Source organism: Magnetospirillum gryphiswaldense MSR-1 v2 (assembly GCF_000513295.1).
GTDB classification, from domain to species: Bacteria; Pseudomonadota; Alphaproteobacteria; order Rhodospirillales; family Magnetospirillaceae; genus Magnetospirillum; species Magnetospirillum gryphiswaldense.
In genome coordinates this window covers 1148036-1166770 of sequence record NC_023065.1, presented here as the reverse complement: position 1 = coordinate 1166770, position 18735 = coordinate 1148036, and the positions used below count along the sequence as shown (strand labels likewise).

General features: G+C 61.5%; 15 protein-coding genes. 6 read left to right on the top strand and 9 right to left on the bottom strand.

Annotation, left to right across the window (positions count from 1 at the left end):
• Positions 1 to 135: 135 nt before the first annotated feature.
• Positions 136 to 1140, top strand: coding sequence for a porphobilinogen synthase (gene hemB / locus MGMSRV2_RS05505; RefSeq protein WP_024079363.1), 1005 nt, complete (start codon positions 136 to 138; stop codon positions 1138 to 1140).
• Between the two features lie 165 nt (positions 1141 to 1305).
• Positions 1306 to 1761 (top strand): pentapeptide repeat-containing protein, encoded by a 456-nt coding sequence (locus MGMSRV2_RS05500; protein ID WP_052588876.1) that lies wholly within the window; start codon positions 1306 to 1308, stop codon positions 1759 to 1761.
• On the opposite strand, the gene MGMSRV2_RS05495 is transcribed toward MGMSRV2_RS05500, so the two are convergent.
• Positions 1758 to 3458: a glycoside hydrolase family 17 protein gene (locus MGMSRV2_RS05495; protein WP_024079361.1), complete on the bottom strand. Its 1701-nt coding sequence runs from the start codon at positions 3456 to 3458 to the stop codon at positions 1758 to 1760. The genes MGMSRV2_RS05500 and MGMSRV2_RS05495 overlap by 4 nt on opposite strands.
• A 112-nt stretch (positions 3459 to 3570) precedes the next feature.
• Positions 3571 to 3756 (bottom strand): hypothetical protein, encoded by a 186-nt coding sequence (locus MGMSRV2_RS20965; RefSeq protein ID WP_024079360.1) that lies wholly within the window; start codon positions 3754 to 3756, stop codon positions 3571 to 3573.
• Positions 3757 to 3884: 128 nt separating this feature from the next.
• Between MGMSRV2_RS20965 and MGMSRV2_RS05490 the strand changes: the two genes are divergently transcribed.
• Positions 3885 to 4409 (top strand): putative metalloprotease CJM1_0395 family protein, encoded by a 525-nt coding sequence (locus MGMSRV2_RS05490; RefSeq protein WP_024079359.1) that lies wholly within the window; start codon positions 3885 to 3887, stop codon positions 4407 to 4409.
• Here the strand turns inward: MGMSRV2_RS05490 and dnaE are convergent.
• On the bottom strand, positions 4406 to 7870 hold the full coding sequence (gene dnaE, locus MGMSRV2_RS05485) for a DNA polymerase III subunit alpha (RefSeq protein ID WP_041633459.1): 3465 nt from the start codon (positions 7868 to 7870) through the stop codon (positions 4406 to 4408). The two genes, MGMSRV2_RS05490 and dnaE, sit on opposite strands and share 4 nt — an antisense overlap.
• Positions 7871 to 7973: 103 nt before the next feature.
• Between dnaE and MGMSRV2_RS05480 the strand changes: the two genes are divergently transcribed.
• Positions 7974 to 9938, top strand: coding sequence for an ATP-binding protein (locus MGMSRV2_RS05480; RefSeq protein WP_024079357.1), 1965 nt, complete (start codon positions 7974 to 7976; stop codon positions 9936 to 9938).
• Here MGMSRV2_RS05480 and MGMSRV2_RS05475 read toward each other — a convergent pair.
• From MGMSRV2_RS05475 to mce, 6 genes are all read right to left on the bottom strand, one after another.
• Positions 9935 to 10624, bottom strand: a complete 690-nt coding sequence (locus tag MGMSRV2_RS05475; protein ID WP_024079356.1) for an ABC transporter ATP-binding protein — start codon at positions 10622 to 10624, stop codon at positions 9935 to 9937. The genes MGMSRV2_RS05480 and MGMSRV2_RS05475 overlap by 4 nt on opposite strands.
• The gene (locus MGMSRV2_RS05470; protein WP_024079355.1) at positions 10617 to 11861 is read right to left on the bottom strand and encodes a lipoprotein-releasing ABC transporter permease subunit; all 1245 of its coding nucleotides are present in this window, start codon (positions 11859 to 11861) and stop codon (positions 10617 to 10619) included. The genes MGMSRV2_RS05475 and MGMSRV2_RS05470 overlap by 8 nt, the downstream gene beginning before the upstream one ends.
• Before the next feature lie 9 nt (positions 11862 to 11870).
• Positions 11871 to 13160 (bottom strand): proline--tRNA ligase, encoded by a 1290-nt coding sequence (gene proS, locus MGMSRV2_RS05465; RefSeq protein WP_024079354.1) that lies wholly within the window; start codon positions 13158 to 13160, stop codon positions 11871 to 11873.
• 97 nt (positions 13161 to 13257) lie between these two features.
• On the bottom strand, positions 13258 to 13713 hold the full coding sequence (locus tag MGMSRV2_RS05460) for a hypothetical protein (protein WP_024079353.1): 456 nt from the start codon (positions 13711 to 13713) through the stop codon (positions 13258 to 13260).
• Between the two features lie 291 nt (positions 13714 to 14004).
• Positions 14005 to 14541: a DNA-3-methyladenine glycosylase I gene (locus MGMSRV2_RS05455; protein ID WP_024079351.1), complete on the bottom strand. Its 537-nt coding sequence runs from the start codon at positions 14539 to 14541 to the stop codon at positions 14005 to 14007.
• A 27-nt stretch (positions 14542 to 14568) separates the two neighbouring features.
• Positions 14569 to 14973, bottom strand: a complete 405-nt coding sequence (gene mce / locus MGMSRV2_RS05450) for a methylmalonyl-CoA epimerase (protein ID WP_024079350.1) — start codon at positions 14971 to 14973, stop codon at positions 14569 to 14571.
• Positions 14974 to 15132: 159 nt separating this feature from the next.
• Here mce and MGMSRV2_RS05445 point away from each other — a divergent pair, with 159 nt between their 5' ends.
• Positions 15133 to 17508 carry a penicillin acylase family protein gene (locus MGMSRV2_RS05445; RefSeq protein WP_024079349.1) on the top strand — a complete coding sequence of 792 codons (2376 nt, stop codon included), beginning with the start codon at positions 15133 to 15135 and terminating at the stop codon, positions 17506 to 17508.
• Entirely contained in the window at positions 17505 to 18731 is a 1227-nt protein-coding gene (locus tag MGMSRV2_RS05440; protein ID WP_024079348.1) for a threonine ammonia-lyase, read from the top strand. Before MGMSRV2_RS05445 ends, MGMSRV2_RS05440 begins: the two co-directional genes overlap by 4 nt.
• The last annotated feature ends 4 nt before the right edge of the window (positions 18732 to 18735 follow it).

Sequence of the window (18735 nt, the reverse complement as noted above, 5' to 3'; positions counted from 1 at the left end):
GCCGTTTGACCTGATCATGGGGCCGGCCTTGAAAAAGGCCGGCCCTTCGTCTTTGATGGACAATTGTTCACTTGGCGGCAATGGGCGGACATGCGATGTCCGTTACCCGCCGTTATTCAGCCGGAGTCGCCCGCCGTGTCGCTGTTCCTGCCGCAAACCACCTGCCCCGATACCCGCTTGCGCCGCCCGCGTCGGCACGATTGGTCGCGCCGTCTGGTGGCGGAAAACGTCCTCACCGTCAACGATCTGATCTGGCCGTTATTCGTAGTCGAGGGCAATGGCGTGCGCCAGGATATCGCTTCCATGCCCGGCGTGCAGCGCCTCAGCATCGATTTGCTGGTGGATGCCGCCCGTCAGGCCGCCGATCTGGGAATTCCCGCCATCGCCGTCTTCCCCTCGGTCGAGGCGACCTTGAAGACGCCCGACGCGCGCGAGGCGCTCAATCGCAACAATCTGGTGTGCCGGGCGGTGAGCGCGGTGAAAAAGGCCGTGCCGCAGATCGGCATTATCTGCGACGTGGCGCTGGACCCGTTCAATTCCGACGGTCATGACGGCATCGTCCGCGACGGCTATGTGGTCAATGACGAGACGGTGGAAATTCTGGCCCGTATGGCCGTGGTCCAGGCCGAGGCCGGCTGCGACATCGTCGCCCCCTCGGATATGATGGATGGCCGGGTCAAGGCCATCCGCGACGCCCTGGAAGCGGCCAATCTGGTGGACGTGCAGATTCTGTCCTATGCCGCCAAATATGCGTCGTCGTTCTATGGCCCGTTCCGCGACGCGGTGGGGTCGAAGGGGGCGCTGAAAGGCGACAAGAAGAACTACCAGATGGACCCGGCCAACAGTGACGAGGCGCTGCGTGAAGTGGCCCTGGACATCGCCGAGGGCGCCGACATGGTCATGGTCAAGCCCGGCATGCCCTATCTGGACATCGTCCGGCGGGTTAAGGAAAGCTTCCGCCTGCCGACCCTGGCCTATCAGGTATCGGGCGAATACGCCATGATGAAGGCCGCCGCCCTCAATGGTTGGCTGGACTGGGACCGGGTTATGCTGGAAAGCCTGATGGGCTTCAAGCGGGCCGGGGCCGATGCGGTGCTGACCTATTGCGCTCCGGAAGCGGCCAGGATTCTTGGAAAATAAACAGACGAAAACTGTAGTTAGCCAAAGTCAATCAAAACTACTTCCCATAAGGATTAGCCTACCTGAATTCCACATAAAACATTAGCATATTGATTTATGCCGATGTTTGAATATCAGGAGGATGCGACCTTGCGGATTAATCCACCTCTCGTCTGCCTGCTTACCATGCTGGCGACATCGGCTTGGGCCAATGACAAGGAAAACGTCAACCCAAGTTGTCAACTGGTCCCCGAGGCTAATTGCGGCTGGGCCGAGTTGCGCAAACTGAAGGCGCCGGGTATTGACCTGCACGACGGCCAATTCATGGCGACGCGTCTGGATGAGGCGGAACTTGCCGGTGCCAACATGTCGGGGTCGCATCTGCAACTGACCAATTTTTACAAAGCCAATCTGCGCGGGGTGGATTTTTCCCAGTCGCACATGCATGCGGTCAACCTGATCGGCGCCAATCTGGAAGGCGCCAATCTCGAGGGCGTCAATCTGCTGGATGCAAATCTATCCGGAGCCAATTTGAAAGGCGCGAAAATCGACCGGGCGCTGTGGACCGCCGCCAATCTCAGCGGCGCCACCTGGGTTGACGGTCGTGTCTGCGCCCAGGGATCGAAGGGGGAGTGCCGTTAGGCCTCCCCTCCCCGTTTCGCAGCCAAGCGCCATTCGGCCAGGAACGGCAGGGACATGACCAGCACCATGGCCGCCCAGACCAGCATTTCGCCATTGGCTACGGCGATTTCCGCCATCAGCGGGATTTGTTGATCCAAATCCGGGTGCATGGTCTGGAAGTCCTCGCCCAAGTAAAGGGCGACGGCTTCCGACAGCGGCCCGGCGACGGCGGCGATCCACAGGCCGATGGTCATTTCCTTGGCCGGCCCCAATTGCGCCGGCATGGCCCCGGCGAACAGATGACCCACGGCGAAGGCCTCGGCCCACGGCCTACCCAGCACCAGCATGCGGATCAGCCCCCAGGCGGTCAGGCCCAGGCAGGGCACCAGGAATTCCAGATTGGGGATGTCGCGGTAACGACCGTTAAACAGCAGCAGCATGCTGATGGCGAAGGTGCACACACCATAGACGATGATCAGGCGCTCGCCCCAGCGACTGGGCTGGGAATGATCGTCGGGCCGCAGGGCCAAGGCGGCGGTCTTGAAGATGAGGCCCGCGAAAACCGCCTGCAAAACGATGCGCAATAGCGCCCAGCCGTCCTGAAACAGGCTATAGGCGATCCACAGGGCATTCAGCCCCTGCCAAACCACGGCAGTGGCAAGGATTTGCGCCAGTACCGCCAGAACGACGACGCGCAGCGGCGTATAGACCACCGGCTTGAGCAGGAAGAACAAGGCCGCCCCAGCCCCCAAGATGGTGGCGATCGCCGCGTGCATCAACCAATTGGCATTGGCTTGTACCGCCCCCGACATGCCGAATTTGACGTCGCGGTGGGTATCGACCACCCCCCAGAAGCCGCCGACGGTGCCTTCCAGTTTGGCTTTCCACGGTTGATCAAAGGCTTCGACCACGTTGTAATCAAAGCCGTTTTGCTTGGACACCTGAGCCAGGGTGCGAACGAAATAGGCGGCGTTTTCCATGTTCACCGCCGCCGGGCCGCGATTACGGCCCCGGGTCGGCCAACCGGCCTCGCCGATCAGGATTTTCTTGCCCGGAAACCTTTCCTGGATCATGCGATAAATCTTGACGATATGTTCGGCCGATTGCTCGACCCCGATGGGTTCGTCTTCCCAATACGGCAGGATGTGAATGGTGAGGTAATCCACCTCGTCCGCCACCTGCGGATAGCGTAAATAAAACGCCCAGACATCGGCATAGGACACCGGCTGCTTCACCGCCGCCTTGACCTGACGGATATAGGCGATCAGTTGTTCAGGCGACAAATCCTGGCGCAGCAGCACCTCGTTGCCGACGATCACCCGTTTGATCACGTCCGGGTTGGCGTTGGCGGATTTGATCAGTTCCTGCACTTCCTTAGCGTTGATATCGGTTTTCTTACCCAGCCAAGCGGAATGGGTGACCTCGATACCATGCTTGCGCGCCAGGGCCGGCAGTACGTCCAGACCTTCGCGGCTGGTATAGGTGCGGATACCCTTGGTCACGCCGACCAAGCTTTTCAAATCCTCTTCGACCTGGGCCGGCGACGGATAATCGCCGGTGATCGGGCTTTGACCGCGCCGGAAAGAGGCGAACGACACCGACGGAAACGGCTCGTCGAAGGTCAACGCCATGGGAACCGGACGATTGAACCACCACCAGCCGGTCAGGCTGATCAGGGCGGTGACGGCGACGGCAATCAAAACCAGCACAATGCGCATGAAAAAACTCGTTCCGATTCGGCGAAGACCAGACAGCCGGCATCATGCCAGCCAATGCGGCTTCATCAATAGGCTGGGTGGCCAGCCGCGTCAATCGCCGGATAGGATCAGGCTATCCCAGGCTGGCGGCGAAGGCGGCCAAACCGATCAAGGCCGAGACGATGAACAAGCCGCCGACGGCGGCAGCGGGAAAGACGGCCATGCCGCCGACCACACCCAGAGCGACCACCGCAATCCCGGTCAGGGCGGCACGCCAGGGAAAACCGTTTGGGGCGAGAATAATGGGATTCGCGTTCATGGACCTCTCCTGTGTTTCGGTCGTTTGTTTTTTCTTATCATGTCATTGAAATGACACATCTTCTAGCCGTGGATATCACTTAGACGGGAAATCGGCTATGATGTCCGTCAATCAGGACTGGAGAGATCATGTCCGCCATCGGCAGCGTCATCGCGACGCCCCATGGACCAGCCAGAATCCTTACCATCATGCCCGGGGTACAGACCGAAGCCGGACAACAGGTTTCCCGTGTGCTGACCACGCCGCTCAGTCAGGCGGGAACGCAGGCGGCGGGGGAAGGCGATCTCAGCCAAACCGAACGGCAGCAACTCAAGCAATTGCAGGATGCCGACCGGGCGGTCAAGACCGAGGAACGCCATCACGCCGCCATCGCCGGGGCCTATGGCGGTGCTCCGCAATACCAGTATGTGCAAGGGCCGGACGGCAAATATTATGCGGTGGCCGGCAAGGTCGAGGTGGGGGCGCCGGCCAATGCCTCGGATGAAGAGACAGCCCGCGCTCACAAGGCCATTGCCGCCGCCGCCACCTCGGTGGCCAGCCCCTCTTCCGCCGATTATACGGCGGCGGCGCAAGCCAGTCGTCAGGCCAGCGAGGCTTATGGCCGCTTCACCGCCGGGGATGGGCGCGGCAGCCTGTTCGATTTCAGCGGTTAGATTTCTTCCACATCGACCACGCCGGATACCGAGCGCAGCGCCCCCATGAAGCCGGGGCTGAGGCTGATGGTGTTCTTCAACCCCACCTCCACTTCGCGCGTGCCCAGTTGTGAGACGATGGTGATGCGGTTGCGGCCCTTGGCTTCCTTGGCGATCAATTGGACCAGAGTGGGAATGGGGGCATCATCGCGGATGAAGATTTTCAGCCCTGCCGCCGCCTTGGCCGCCTCCTGATCAAGCGAGGCGATGCGCTGGCAGGTCAGACGCAACTGCTCCTCTTCCAACCGGGCATCGACTTCGAACAACAAGGGCCCTCCGGCTTCCAGGATTTCCCGCGATGCCGCCAGCACCTCGGAAAAGCAGGTGACTTCGTACATGCCCGACGAGTCGGAGGCGGTGACGAAGGCATAGCGGCTGCCCTTGGCCGAGGTGCGTTCCTGCTTCGACAGCATGGAACCAGCCAGCTTGACCCGGCTTTTGCCGCCGGCCTGCAAATGCTTGGGTAGTTCCGATATCTTCAACACCCCCAGGCGTTTAAGGCTTTTGCTGAAAGCATCCAGGGGATGAGCCGACAGGTAAAAACCGATGGCGTCGAATTCCTGGGTCAGCTTTTCGTGCGGCGACCAGTCCGAGGCGTTCTCCAGCTTGGGCGGCGGGGCGACGTTGCCACCCAGCAGACTCATTTGCGACGATTGGCGCTGCTCGGCCTCGCCGGCACCGTAGCGCAGCAGGCCTTCGCAGTTCTTGAACACCTTGCCGCGATTTTTTTCCAAGGAATCGAAGACACCGGCGCGGACCATGTTCTCCATCTGCCGGCGGTTCAATTGCTTGGTATCCAGGCGGCGGGCGAAATCGAACAAATCCTTGTACGGGCCGCTGCGCTCGCGTTCCTCGGCGATGGAGCGGCACGCCCCTTCGCCCACATTCTTCAAAGCCGCCAAGGCATAGCGTACGGCATGGCTGCCATCGGCCAGCTTCTCCACCGAGAAGGTGGCCTGCGACTTGTTGATGTCGGGCGGCAGCAGCTTGATCTTCAAGCGATCCAGTTCCTGGCGGAACGAATTGAGCTTGTCGGTGTTGGCCATTTCATAGGTCATGGTGGCGGCCATGAACTCGGCCGGATGATTGGCCTTCAGCCATGCCGTCTGATAGGCGATCAACGCATAGGCGGCCGCGTGCGACTTGTTGAAACCGTATTCGGCGAACTTGGCCACCTTGTCGAAGATCATCGACGCCTGATCGCCATCGACGGCGCGGGCAACGGCGCCATCGACGAAGGTCTTGCGCTGGGCCTCCATCTCTTCCTTGATCTTCTTACCCATGGCCCGGCGCAGCAGATCGGCGCCGCCGAGCGAATAGCCCGACAGTACCTGGGCGATCTGCATCACCTGTTCCTGGTAGACCATGATGCCGAAGGTTTCCTTCAGGATCGGCTCCAGCAACGGGTGCATGTAATCGGGCTGTTCCAGACCGTGCTTACAGGCGATGTAGCGCGGAATCTGATCCATCGGACCGGGCCGGTACAGCGCCACCACGGCGATCAGATCTTCCAGCCGGTTGGGCCGCATCTTGCGCAGCACGTCGCGCATGCCCGAACTTTCCAACTGGAACACGCCGGCGGCATCGCCCCGGGTGAGCAGTTCATACGTGGCTTGGTCGTCCAAAGGCAAAGCGGAAAGATCGACATCCAAGCCCTTGGTTTTCTTTATATGTTTGATGGCGGTGATCATCACCGTCAGGGTCTTCAGGCCCAAAAAGTCGAACTTGACCAGACCGGCGGCTTCCACCCATTTCATGTTGAACTGGGTCACCGGCATGTCCGAGCGTGGGTCTCGGTACAGCGGCACCAATTCGTCGAGCGAGCGGTCGCCGATGACCACGCCGGCGGCGTGGGTCGAGGCGTGGCGGTACAGCCCCTCCAGCTTCATGCCCATGTCGAGCAGATGGGCCACTGCCTCGTCGCGCTCGCGCGCTTCCTTCAGCAGCGGTTCGATCTCCAGCGCCTGTTCCAGTGTCACCGGACTGGCCGGGTTGTTGGGCACCATCTTGCAGATGCGGTCGACCTGACCGTAAGGCATCTGCAAGACGCGACCGACGTCGCGCAACACGGCGCGGGCTTGCAATTTACCGAAGGTGATGATCTGGGCAACCTGATGATAGCCGTACTTGTCCTGAACGTAGCGGATGGTCTCTTCACGCCGGTCCTGGCAAAAGTCGATATCGAAGTCAGGCATGGAAACGCGTTCGGGGTTCAAGAAGCGCTCGAACAGCAGCCCCCAACGAAGCGGGTCGAGATCGGTGATGGTTAGCGCCCAGGCCACCGCCGAACCGGCACCCGAACCACGGCCCGGCCCAACGGGGATATCGTGGGCCTTGGACCATTGGATGAAGTCGGACACGATCAGGAAATAGCCGGGAAAGCCCATCTGCTCGATGACACCGATTTCGTATTCGATGCGCTCACGATAGGGCCGGGCGACGTGCTCGCGCTCTTCTTCGGTCATGCCGGGCTGGAAAACGTGCTTTTCCAGCCGTTGCGCCAAACCGTCCCAGCACATCTTACGCAGCACCTCGGCCTCGGTCAGGCCGTCCATGCGAAATGGCGGCAAGATCGGCTTGCGCTTGGCCACCATGAAGGCGCAGCGCTGGGCCACCACCAGGGTGTTGTCACAGGCCTCGGGCAGGTCGGCGAACAATTCGCGCATTTCCGCCGGCGACTTGAAATAATGTTCCGGGGTCAGCCGCCGGCGCTCATCCTGGGCCACATAGGCGCCCTCGGCGATGCAGATCAGGGCGTCGTGGGCCTCGTACATGCCGCGATCGGCAAAGAACGGTTCGTTGGTGGCGACCAGCGGCAGGTCATGCTTGTAAGCCAGATTGACAAGGCCGGGTTCGGCCCGGTTCTCGTTTTCCTCGCCGTGGCGCTGTAACTCCACATAAGCCCGACCGGGAAAACCTTGGGCCAGCCGCACCAGCAGGATTTCCGCCTTGTCGTTCTGGCCGTCGGCCAGCAACCGGTTGACCGGCCCCTTAGGGCCGCCGGTCAACAAAATCAGGCCTGCCGAGCGGGTTTCCAGGTCGTGCAGGGTCACCTGCGGCGTTTCACCGGCATCGGTTTCCAGATAGGCCTTGGATACCAGTTTCAGCAGATTGGCATAGCCGGTTTCGCTTTGGCACAACAGCACCAGCCAATCGGGATCGGGCTTGCGACCGTCGCGGGCCGGCGCCTCGCCCTCACGTCGCACGGCGACCTGGCAACCGATGATCGGCTGAATGCCGGCATCGGCGCATGAGGTGGAAAATTCCAGCGCCCCGAACAGATTGCCGGTATCGGCGATGCCGATTGCCGGCATCATCTGTTTCTCGCACAGCTTGATCAACTGCTTGAGCTTGATCGCCCCTTCCGACAGGGAATAGGCGGTGTGCGTGCGGAGATGGACGAAATCGGCATGGATCGGCATGGCCGCATCATGCATCCCTGCCCCCTGTTTCGTCCACGGCCTTTACGCTTTACCAACCCATTCCAAGCTCCTATCCTCTTTGCAAGATAAGGCTGTGAATGCCATGCCAGCGGAAAATCCCTCCACTTCCTTGCCGACGTTGAAGGCTTTGGCCGTCGCCAGCTTGGTGACGATCGCCGCCGCCGCTGCCGTGATGTGGATCGCGGTTTCTCAACATGAGCGGCAATTACAAAGTTTGCGGACGGAGACGGTGGAACGGCTGGGCCGCATTCGCGCCAATATCGAAAGCACCCTGAACGGGTCGCTGACCTTGACCCAAGGGGTGGCCGCAACCATCCATGCCCATGGCCAGTTGACCGATGCCGAATTTGCCACGATTGCCGAACAATTGGTGGGATCGCGCCGCGATGTCCGTAATCTGGGGGTGGCCTACGGCACCGTCCTGCGCCAGGTCTATCCCCGCTTAGGCAACGAAAGCGCCATCGGCCTGGATTACCGGCAAAACCCCAAACAATGGCCAAAGGTCGAACAAACCATCCAAAGCGGCAAGACCGTGGTCGACGGCCCCCTGCCCCTGGTCCAAGGCGGTATCGGTGTCATCAGCCGCACCCCGGTGGTGCGGCCCAGCACTCCGGGCGGTCCAGCCAGTTATTTCGCTCTTGTCTCCATCGTCATCGACCTTTCCACCTTGCTGGATCAGGCCGGGATATCGGCCCCCGATGTCGGGCTTAATTTGGCGATCCAGACCAATGGGCAAGTCTTTCACGGGGATTCAAAGCTGCTCGAGCAAAATCCTGTGGAACTCGACATCAGCTTCCCCGGCGGTGTCTGGCGGATTTACGCCGTTCCGGCATCCGGCTGGCCGTCGGATTGGTGGCGCCAAGACCCGGTTATCAGCACGATCGGGCTGGCCTTGATCCTGGCAGTGGCGGCCACGTCGTTTTATGCCGCTTTTGCCTGGCGGCACCGGACACGGTTGTACGAATCCTTGCGTGAAAGCGAAAGCCGTTACCGCCACCTGCTGGATACAGCACCGGCAGCCATCGTCCTACATCGTCAGGGCCGTGTTATTTTCAGCAACCGCGAAGCGGTCCGGCTGATGGCCGCCCACGGTCCCGAAGATTTGTTGGACCGCCCGGTCCTTGATCTGCTGCATCCGGATTACCATTCCGTCGTCACCGACCGCCTCGCCGCCTTAAAAGCGCCCGGTGACGAAGCCCCGCCCTTGCGACAAAAGCTGATCACCTTGGATGGCCGGGTGATCGATGCCGATATCGCCTCGTCCGCGGTGATGATCGGCGGCGAATTGGCGGTGCTGGCGATCGCCATTGACACCACCCGCTCGGTCCGGGCGGAAGCGCAGCGCCAAGCTATCCTCGACGACCTGCAGCGGTCGAACGACGAACTGCGTCAGTTTACCTCGGCCGCCAGCCACGATCTGCAAGAGCCGCTACGGCAGGTAGCCACCTATGTGCAGATGCTGGAACGACGTTACGGCCCGGTTCTGGATCAGGATGGGCGCGATTTCATTCAATATGCGGTGGATGGAGTGATCCATATGCGCCGGCTGCTGCACGATCTGGGCCTCTACGCCCAGGTCAAGGCGGCAGGGGCACCGCTGAAGCGGCTGGAGATCGGTCCGATCCTCGATCGGGTTCGCGAAACCCATGACGATCAGTTGCGCCGCCTCGGTGGACGGATCGACCACGACCCCCTGCCCCCGGTGATGGGTGACGAAGGTCAGATCCAACAATTGCTGAACAATCTGTTGGACAATGCCCTGCGCTACAGCCGTATCGGAATCCCCCCTCGGATCAATGTTTCGGCGACCCGTCAGGGAGCTTTCTGGTTGTTCCGATTCCGTGACAACGGCATCGGCATCGCGCCGGAATACCAATCGTCCATTTTCGATGTCTTCACCCGCCTGCACGGCATCAGTCAAAGCCAGGGGACCGGATTTGGCTTGGCCATCTGCCGCCGCATCGTCGAACGCCATGGCGGCCAAATCTGGGTCGAGTCCGAACCCGACCAGGGCAGCACCTTTCTGTTCACCCTGCCGACGGCCTAGCTTTCCGTCAGCTTGCCCTCGGCCAGCCGTACCACCCGATCCATACGCTTGGCCAGGTCGGGGTTATGAGTGGCGATCAGCGCCGCCACCCCGGTGGAGCGCACCAGATGCAGCAACTGGGCGAATACGCCATCGGCGGAATGCGGGTCCAAATTGCCGGTGGGCTCGTCGGCCAGCAACACTTTGGGTTGGTTGGCCAAGGCCCGGCAGATGGCCACGCGCTGCTGCTCGCCGCCCGACAACTGACCGGGACGATGTTCCGCCCGCGGCTTTAGCCCCATGCGGTCCAGCAGATCAAGGGCCCGCACCGACGCGGCCTTGCGCGAATGGCCTGCGATCATCTGCGGCAGGATGACGTTTTCCACCGCCGAGAATTCCGGCAGCAGATGGTGATACTGGTAGACGAAGCCCAGATGCGAGCGGCGCAATTGGGTGCGCTTGGTTTCCGACAGCTTGCCGCAAGGCTGGCCGGCCAGCCAGACCTCGCCGCCATCGGGACGTTCCAGCAGACCGGCGATGTGCAACAGCGTGGACTTGCCGGCACCTGACGGGCCGACCAGGGCAACGATCTCGCCCGGCTGGATGGCCAGTTCCGCCCCGTCCAGCACATGCAGGGCTTCCTTGCCCTGGGTGAAACTACGTCGGATATTTTCCAGACGCAGACCGGGGGCTTGCGGCTCACTCATAACGCAGGGCCTCCACCGGGTCCAGATTGGCGGCCCGCCAGGACGGATAGATGGTGGCGGCGATGGACAGGCCCAGGGCCATCAGCACCACCACCACCACTTCGCCGTATTCGACGCGGGCCGGCAATTGGGTAAGGAAATAGATTTCGGCGGCGAAGAGTTCTCGCCCGATGATCGACTGGATGAACTGGCGGATCTGTTCGATATGGGTGGCGAACCACACCCCCAAGATGGTGCCGAACACCGTCCCCACCACGCCGACCGAAGCACCGGCCAGGAAGAAGATGCGCATGATCATGCCGCGTGTCGCCCCCATGGTGCGCAAGATGGCGATGTCGCGCCCCTTGTCCTTCACCAGCATGATCAGCGACGAGATGATGTTGAAGGCGGCCACCAGGATGATCAGGGTCAGGATCAGGAACATGACGTTGCGTTCGACCTGGACAGCATTGAAAAAGCTGGCATTGGCCTGTTGCCAGTCATAGATGCGGACATTGCCCTGGGTCAGGCGGAAGATGGCGTTGCGGGTTTCGGTCACCTTGTCGTGGTTGTCGAGAAACACCTCGATCTGGGTGACGGCATCGGGAAATTTGAAATAGGTCTGCGCGGCTTCCAGCGGCATGAACATGAAGCCGGAATCGTATTCAAACATGCCGACATTGAAGGTGCCGGCCACCGTGTAGCCGCGCATGCGCGGCACCGTGCCGAAAGCGGTGGCGTTGCCCTTGGGGGAGATCAGGGTGACGGTGTCGCCGATTTGCAACCCCAGCTTCTCCGCCAGACGATAGCCGACCAGAACACCATCGCCATTTTTGAATTCTTCGCCGCTACCGCCCAGGCCTTTGGCGAAAATCTCGCGCGCCAGCAAATCATCAGGACGGACGCCACGGACAATGGCCCCCGAAGCGCTTGAGGCCGAGGTGGCCATCACTTGGCCCTCGACGGTGGGAATGACCCGGACCACGCCCGGCAACCCGCGAATGGACTGGGCCAACGGATCGAACTGCGCCAAGGCCGGACCGGTGCCATAGACGCCCATATGGCCGTTGATACCCAGGATGCGGGTCAGCAATTCCTGGCGGAAACCGTTCATCACCGCCATCACCACGATCAGCGTCGCCACCCCCAGGCCGATGCCCAGGAGCGAAAAGCCGGCGATAACGGAAATGAATCCTTCCTTGCGGCGCGCGCGGAGGTAGCGGAAAGCCACCATCCGCTCGAAGGCGTCGAAAATCATTCCTTCTCCTTACGCGGTCAGCTGGGCCAGGGCGGCCTCGACCGACAATTCCTGCTTTTCGCCGGTATGGCGGTTCTTCAATTCGACCAAACCGGCCGCCACACCCTTGGGGCCGGCCACCAATTGCCACGGCAGGCCGATCAGGTCCATGTCGGCGAACTTGACCCCGGCACGGTCGTCGCGATCGTCATACAGCACTTCGACACCCTGTTCCGACAAGGCCCGATACATATCCTCGCACACCCGGTCGCAAGCGCCGTCGCCGGCCTTCAGGTTGATCAGGCCGACCTTGAAGGGGGCGACCGCTTCCGGCCACTTGATGCCACGGTCATCGTGATAGGCCTCGATGATGGCACCAACAAGGCGGGAGACGCCGATGCCGTACGACCCCATTTCCACATGCACCGGGTTGCCGTCGGGGCCGGCGACCACGGCGCCCATCGCCTTGGAATACTTGGTGCCGAAATAGAAGATGTGGCCAACCTCGATGCCGCGCGCCACCTTCAGCCGGTCCGCCGGCGGGCATTCGGGCGAATTGGGGTCGTGCTTTTCGTCGGTGACGGCGTAAAGCTTGGACAGGGCTTCCAGATCCACGGCGTCCTTGGCCGCCAGTTCCTCGTAAGCCACGTCATAGAACACGCCCGATTCGCCGGTTTCGGCCAGGACATGGAATTCGTGGGTCAGATTGCCGCCGATGGCGCCCGAATCGGCGACCATGGGGATTGCCGTCAGGCCCATGCGCTTGAAGGTGCGCAAATAGGCGTTGAACATGGCCTCGTAAGACCGCTTGGCACCGTCGAAATCGATGTCGAAGGAGTACGAATCCTTCATCAGGAATTCGCGGCCCCGCATGACGCCGAAGCGCGGGCGCACCTCGTCGCGGAACTTCCACTGGATGTGGTACAGAATCTTCGGCAGCTCACGATAGCTTTTGACGTTGTCGCGGAAGATCTGGGTGATCAATTCCTCGTTGGTCGGGCCAAACAGCATTTCGCGGTCATGACGATCGACGATGCGCAGCATTTCCTTGCCATAGGCGTCATAACGGCCCGATTCGCGCCAGATATCCGCCGACTGGATGGTCGGCATCAGCAATTCCTGGGCGCCGGCAGCATCCTGTTCCTCGCGCACGATCTGTTCGATCTTCTGCAATACTTTCCAGCCCAAAGGCAGCCAGGTATAGATTCCCGAAGCCGATTGCCGGATCATGCCCGCGCGCAGCATCAGGCGATGCGAGGCGATCTGCGCCTCGGACGGGGTTTCCTTCAGGGTCGGCAGGAAAAAGCGGGACAGGCGCATGGGGATCCTCGAAGACAAGCGGAAACGCGGGCACCCGGCCCGCCAAGGCGCGTCACTTTAGGCAATGCCCACGCTTATGACAAGGTCGCGCCTGGACTTAGCGTACACCGCGCTTGGCACAGGCCTCGGCCAGAGCCTGCTGATCGGCCCCACCCATGGGTTCGCCATTAAAGGTAAAGGTGTTCTTGGTGATGTCGTAGCGCACGATGCCCAGTTGCGACGTGGTGTCGTCAAGTCCGTGGGTCGCATAAGCCTTACCCTGCATCGGCTTGATATTGATTGGTATTTCCAGAACGTCCGGGACCAGATTGGGAATGGCGCCGGCACCGCTGCCGGGAACGTCGGCAGGGGCCACCCGTTTCCCCCTCACGCCTTCGCCGGGGCGGAACGCCACGTCATCGGACGGCGTATGACGGACCAGCCGCGAGCAATCGGTCTTGGAAATGGTGATCCGCACCCCTCCCGGTCCGGCACTGTCGGCAGGAGCCTGGGCGAAAGCCGGGACGGACAGCGAAAAAACGGCGGCAATGATAGTTAACCGGTTGGTGGACATGGGCTTTCCCCATCGCTTTGACGTATGGACCAGCCTGCACCAACCCTATGGCAGCATCAAGGCATTCTACCGGTAATACCTTTTGCGAAACTTTCAGGAAAAAAAATGGTGACAAACGTCAGGAAATTACGTAGTTTCCTCCTCGACCCGTTTACGGGAGCGATGGGGCAAGTCGAAACTGACACCCATGCTGCGGCTCAAGTTTAGGGAGGAGGCCGCCGGATAGCTGCAAAGCAATCCAGGCGCGGAGACGCAGAGAAGGCAAGGCCGAAGGTCTTGCCTTTTTGCTTTTCAGGCCTTCATCCATGGCGGCTGTATTTTGGTGAGTTCGGCGAAGACCGGGCAATCCGGGTGATGGGCGCCGGGCATATAGCCGATGCTCATCAGGAATTCCCCCACCACCTCGCCCCCCATGAAGACGAAAGTCTGGCGAAACAGCTTTACCCAATCGGCCTTATCACGCGGATGATGGGCGGCCAGCCAATGGGAAAAAGACCCATGATCTACCTGTAACACCTTGAAACGTTTTGCGTTTTCGATAGTAGCGGCGATCTTGCGGCGATTGCGGATGATGCTGGCATCGGCCAGCAGGCGGGCAACGTCCCCATCATCATAGCCAGCAACACGGGCTGGATCGAAGCCGTCAAAGGCCGCGTTCAAGGCTGGGCGCTTTTTCAGTACGATCAGCCAGGACAGGCCGGCCTGAAAGATTTCCAGACACAACCGCTCGAACAGCACCCTGTCGTCGGCGACGGGAAAGCCGTACTCACTGTCATGATAGGGACCGTGGATCGGGTGACCGGGGGCGCTGTGGCAATATCCGCTCATGACGCCCTCCGGTTCCCGGTTGGATAATCAGGCCTGTTCCAACTCGACCAGGGTGCCGCAGAAATCCTTGGGATGCAGGAACAGGACCGGCTTGTCATGAGCGCCGATCTTGGGTTCGCCGTCGCCCAGAACACGGGCGCCCTCGGCCTTCAGCTTGTCGCGCGCGGCCAGGATATCCTCGACCTCGTAGCAGATATGATGGATGCCGCCATTGGCGTTCTTTTCCAAGAAGGCGGCGATGGGCGACTTTTCCCCAAGCGGATGGAGCAATTCCACCTTGGTGTTGGACAATTCGACGAACACCACGGTGACGCCGTGCGCCGGCTGCGGCACCGGATCGGAAACCTTGGCCCCCAAAGTATCGCGATAAAGCTTGGTGGCGGCGTCCAGGTCGGGGACGGCGATGGCGACGTGATTGAGTTTTCCGATCATCTGATCCTCGGTGGATGAATTGGCTGCATGGCTATACCACAGGGTTAAAGGTCTGGGAAATGCCATGCGGTCTGGCGTCATTATACTTGCGCGCCCGGCCCCTTCCAATTACCACTTGCCCCCAAGCCCTTTGCCCCATCCCTGGCCTTGGAGCCATTCGTGCAGGATTCACCTCTAGACTCTCAAAGCCCCAAGCAGGCGGAAACCGTCTTCTTCGGCAAAGAGATGAGCCATTGGGGCTGGATCGCCAATATCCTTGGCCTGACCTTCCTGGCCGTGATCTCCGTCGCCTTCGTCTGGATCATGAGTTCGCTGCCCCGGGTCGAAGGCCGGGTGCCAGCGCGTGGGATGGAATATTCCGCCTCGATCACCCGCGACGACGCGGGTATTCCGCACATCACCGCCCGTTCGGGCCACGACGCTTATTTTGCCATGGGCTGGATTCATGCCCAGGACCGGTTGTGGCAGATGGAATTGCAGCGCCGCATTGGCGCCGGTCGGCTGGCCGAAATTGTCGGCGAGGCGGGACTGAAAAGTGACCGTTTCATGCGCACCTTGGGGCTTTATCGGCTGGCCCAGGGATCGCTGGCCCAGTTGGACGACCCGACTCGTGACGCGTTGCGCGCCTATGCCGAGGGTGTCAATGCCTGGATTGACGACAATCGCCATCGGCTGCCGCCGGAATTTCTGCTGCTAGGCTTCTGGCCGGAACCTTGGACTCCCGCGGATTCCCTGGTCTGGGGTCGGATGATGGCGCTGCAGCTGACCGCCGATTGGCGCGACGAAGCCCTGCGCGGCAAGCTGGCGGGGCGCATCCCGGCCAAGCGGCTGGCCGAATTGTGGCCCGAAGCCACTGATAGCCCGATCACCGTCGCCGCCGGACTTATCGACAAGGTGCTGGCCACTCTGCCGGAAACGGCCGAGCCGCATCTGGCCTCCAATATCGTCGCCATATCGGGCAAGCGCAGCGCCAGCGGCGCGCCGATTCTGGCCAACGACCCTCACCTGCCCTTCCAGGCGCCGTCGCTTTGGTATCTGCTGTCAGTGGAAGCCCCCGGCCTGCGCCTGACCGGGGCCATGGTTCCTGGCATTCCCTTCCATCTGATCGGCCATAACGGTCGCATGGCCTGGGGCACCACCACCACCCATGCCGATACCGTCGATCTGTTCGTGGAAAACGTGGTCGGCGACAGCAGTTATCAGAACGGCAAGGGCGCCCTGCCCTTCACCGAACGCCAGGAAGTGATTGCCGTCAAGGATGGCCAGCCGGAAACCCTGACCGTGCGCGAAACCCGCCACGGTCCGGTACTTTCCGAGCTTAAGGCCGGGCAAAAGGACACCCAGGTCATCGCCTTGAAATCCACGGCGCTGGAGCCCGATGACCGCACCGCGCAAGGGTTGTACCGATTGGGCCGCGCCGTCGATTGGCGCAGCTTTGTCGGTGCCCTGGCCGACTTTCATGCACCGGTGCAAAACTTCGCCTATGCCGACCAAACCGGCAATATCGGCTTCATCACCGCCGGTCGGGTGCCGTTGCGGGGCAAGGGCGATGGTTTTTCGCCGGCAGCCGGCTGGACCAATGCCGGCGATTGGACCGGCTGGGTACCCTTCGCCAAGATGCCGCAAAGCCTGAACCCGAAATCCGGCACCATCGTCAATGCCAACAATCAGGTGGTTGGGGCCAAATATCCCTATCGCCTCACCACCCGCTGGCCGGAACCCTACCGCGCCCGCCGCTTTGACGAGTTGCTGGAAGATCAGACCAAGCTTGATGGGACCATGCTGCGCTCCATGCAGATGGATGCCCAATCGGTGGCGGCACGCGAGTTGAAGGAACTGCTTGAGGTGCCCGACACCTTGTCGCCCCAGGCCACCCAGGCCGCCAAGATGATCGCCGCCTGGGACGGCGGCATGGGCCAAGACCGACCCGAGCCGCTGATCTTCAACGCTTGGGTGGACAAGCTGTGGACACGCATCCTGGCCGACGAATTGGGGGAGGACATGGCGTCCATGCGGGCGGTCCGCCCCACCACATTGGGGGAGATCCTGACCGTCAACCGCCATTGGTGCGACGATACCACCACCGAGGTGGCGGAATCCTGCGACGACCTCGTCGCCCAGACCCTGGAATCGGCGGTGAGCGAACTGGCGGCGAAATATCCTGGCAAATCTCCGACCGAGTGGCGCTGGGGCGATGTGCATCAAGCCCGTTTCGCCCATCCGGTGCTCAGCCGGGTGCCGATTTTGCGTAATCTGTCGGACAGCCAGGTACCCAGCGATGGCGATGATTTCACCATCAATCGCGGCACCTTCGTCCCTGGCCAGTTCACCCAGGTGCATGGTGCCGGTCTGCGAGTGGTGTTTGATCTGGCCGACCTGAATAAAAGCACCTTCGCCCTGGCCACCGGCCAGTCGGGCAACCCGCTGTCGCGTCATTACCGCGACCTGCTGGCGCGCTGGCAGATCAATGACGGCGTCACCATCACCAAGCCGGCGGAAGGATCGGCCTCCATCAGCCTGGAGCCCAGCTATTGACCGTAACCATCGATCAGGTCAGAAGCGCCGCCGCCGCTCTTGACGGCAGCGTCGCCCTGACCCCGGTGGTGGCGGCGCCCAAGCTGGCCCAAATGACGGGAGCAGCGCAGGTTTGGCTGAAACTGGAAAACCTGCAGCATTCCGGCTCGTTCAAAGCCCGAGGCGCGCTCAACCGCATCCTGGCGCTGAATACGGCAGAACGACAAGTCGGCGTCATCGCCATGTCGGCGGGCAACCACGCTCAGGGTGTCGCCCTGCATTGTGCCCGACTGGGTATTCCGGCCACGGTGGTGATGCCACGCTTCACCCCACTGACCAAGGTGCAACGCACCCAAGCCTATGGTGCCACCGTGGTGCTGGTCGGCGAAACCCTGGCCGAGGCGCAACAGCACGCCCACATCCTCGCGACCGAACAGGGACTGATCTTCATCCATCCCTATGATGACCCGCTGATCATCGCCGGCCAGGGCACCGTCGGGCTGGAACTGGCCCGACAAGTCACCGATGCCGACGATGTCATCATTCCCATCGGCGGCGGCGGTCTGGCCGCCGGCATGGCCATCGCCTTGCACGACGCCCCCACCCCGCCCCGCCTGACCGGAGTACAAAGCGCCAGCTTCCCCACCCTCGTTCGTCAACCTGTGGCTGACGCCCCGCCTTCACCCCAGACCCTGGCCGAAGGCATTGCCGTCAAATATCCCGGCAGCCTGACCAAGCCGATCATCGACCAGCATTTCGACGACGTTTTCGCCGTGAACGACACCGCCATCGAACAGGCCATCGTCTGGCTGATGGAAGAACAGAAGATCGTCGCCGAAGGCGCCGGGGCAGCGCCCCTGGCCCTGCTGATGACCCAATCGGCGCGTTTTGCCGCGAGAAAGGTGGTTCTGGTCATTTCCGGCGGCAACATCGATAACCGGGTCATGGCGTCCATTCTGATGCGGGGACTTGTGCGAGCCGGTCGTCTGGCCCGCCTGCGCATCGAGATCAGCGACGCTCCAGGCACGTTAGCCCGCGCCACCAGTCTGATCGCCGAACATGGCGGCAATATCCTGGAAGTCTATCACCAACGCCTGTTTCAGGACGTGCCGGTGAAAAGTGCCGAATTGGACGTGGTGGTCGAAGCCACCGATTCCAGCCACGTGGAAGCCATGCTTGGCGCCTTGCGGCAAGCCGGTTTTCCGGCACGCAGGCTGGGGTCCATGGCCAGCCTGCCGGAATGAACGA

Excerpts from the sequence above, each read along its gene's own strand:
- MGMSRV2_RS05490 (WP_024079359.1), top strand. The coding sequence starts at position 3,885 with ATGTCCGCCATCGGCAGCGTCATCGCGACGCCCCATGGACCAGCCAGA.
- MGMSRV2_RS20965 (WP_024079360.1), bottom strand. The coding sequence starts at position 3,756 with ATGAACGCGAATCCCATTATTCTCGCCCCAAACGGTTTTCCCTGGCGT.
- MGMSRV2_RS05500 (WP_052588876.1), top strand. The coding sequence starts at position 1,306 with ATGCTGGCGACATCGGCTTGGGCCAATGACAAGGAAAACGTCAACCCA.
- MGMSRV2_RS05460 (WP_024079353.1), bottom strand. The coding sequence starts at position 13,713 with ATGTCCACCAACCGGTTAACTATCATTGCCGCCGTTTTTTCGCTGTCC.
- MGMSRV2_RS05455 (WP_024079351.1), bottom strand. The coding sequence starts at position 14,541 with ATGAGCGGATATTGCCACAGCGCCCCCGGTCACCCGATCCACGGTCCC.
- mce (WP_024079350.1), bottom strand. The coding sequence starts at position 14,973 with ATGATCGGAAAACTCAATCACGTCGCCATCGCCGTCCCCGACCTGGAC.
- MGMSRV2_RS05495 (WP_024079361.1), bottom strand. The coding sequence starts at position 3,458 with ATGCGCATTGTGCTGGTTTTGATTGCCGTCGCCGTCACCGCCCTGATC.
- proS (WP_024079354.1), bottom strand. The coding sequence starts at position 13,160 with ATGCGCCTGTCCCGCTTTTTCCTGCCGACCCTGAAGGAAACCCCGTCC.
- MGMSRV2_RS05470 (WP_024079355.1), bottom strand. The coding sequence starts at position 11,861 with ATGATTTTCGACGCCTTCGAGCGGATGGTGGCTTTCCGCTACCTCCGC.
- MGMSRV2_RS05480 (WP_024079357.1), top strand. The coding sequence starts at position 7,974 with ATGCCAGCGGAAAATCCCTCCACTTCCTTGCCGACGTTGAAGGCTTTG.
- MGMSRV2_RS05475 (WP_024079356.1), bottom strand. The coding sequence starts at position 10,624 with ATGAGTGAGCCGCAAGCCCCCGGTCTGCGTCTGGAAAATATCCGACGT.
- dnaE (WP_041633459.1), bottom strand. The coding sequence starts at position 7,870 with ATGCCGATCCATGCCGATTTCGTCCATCTCCGCACGCACACCGCCTAT.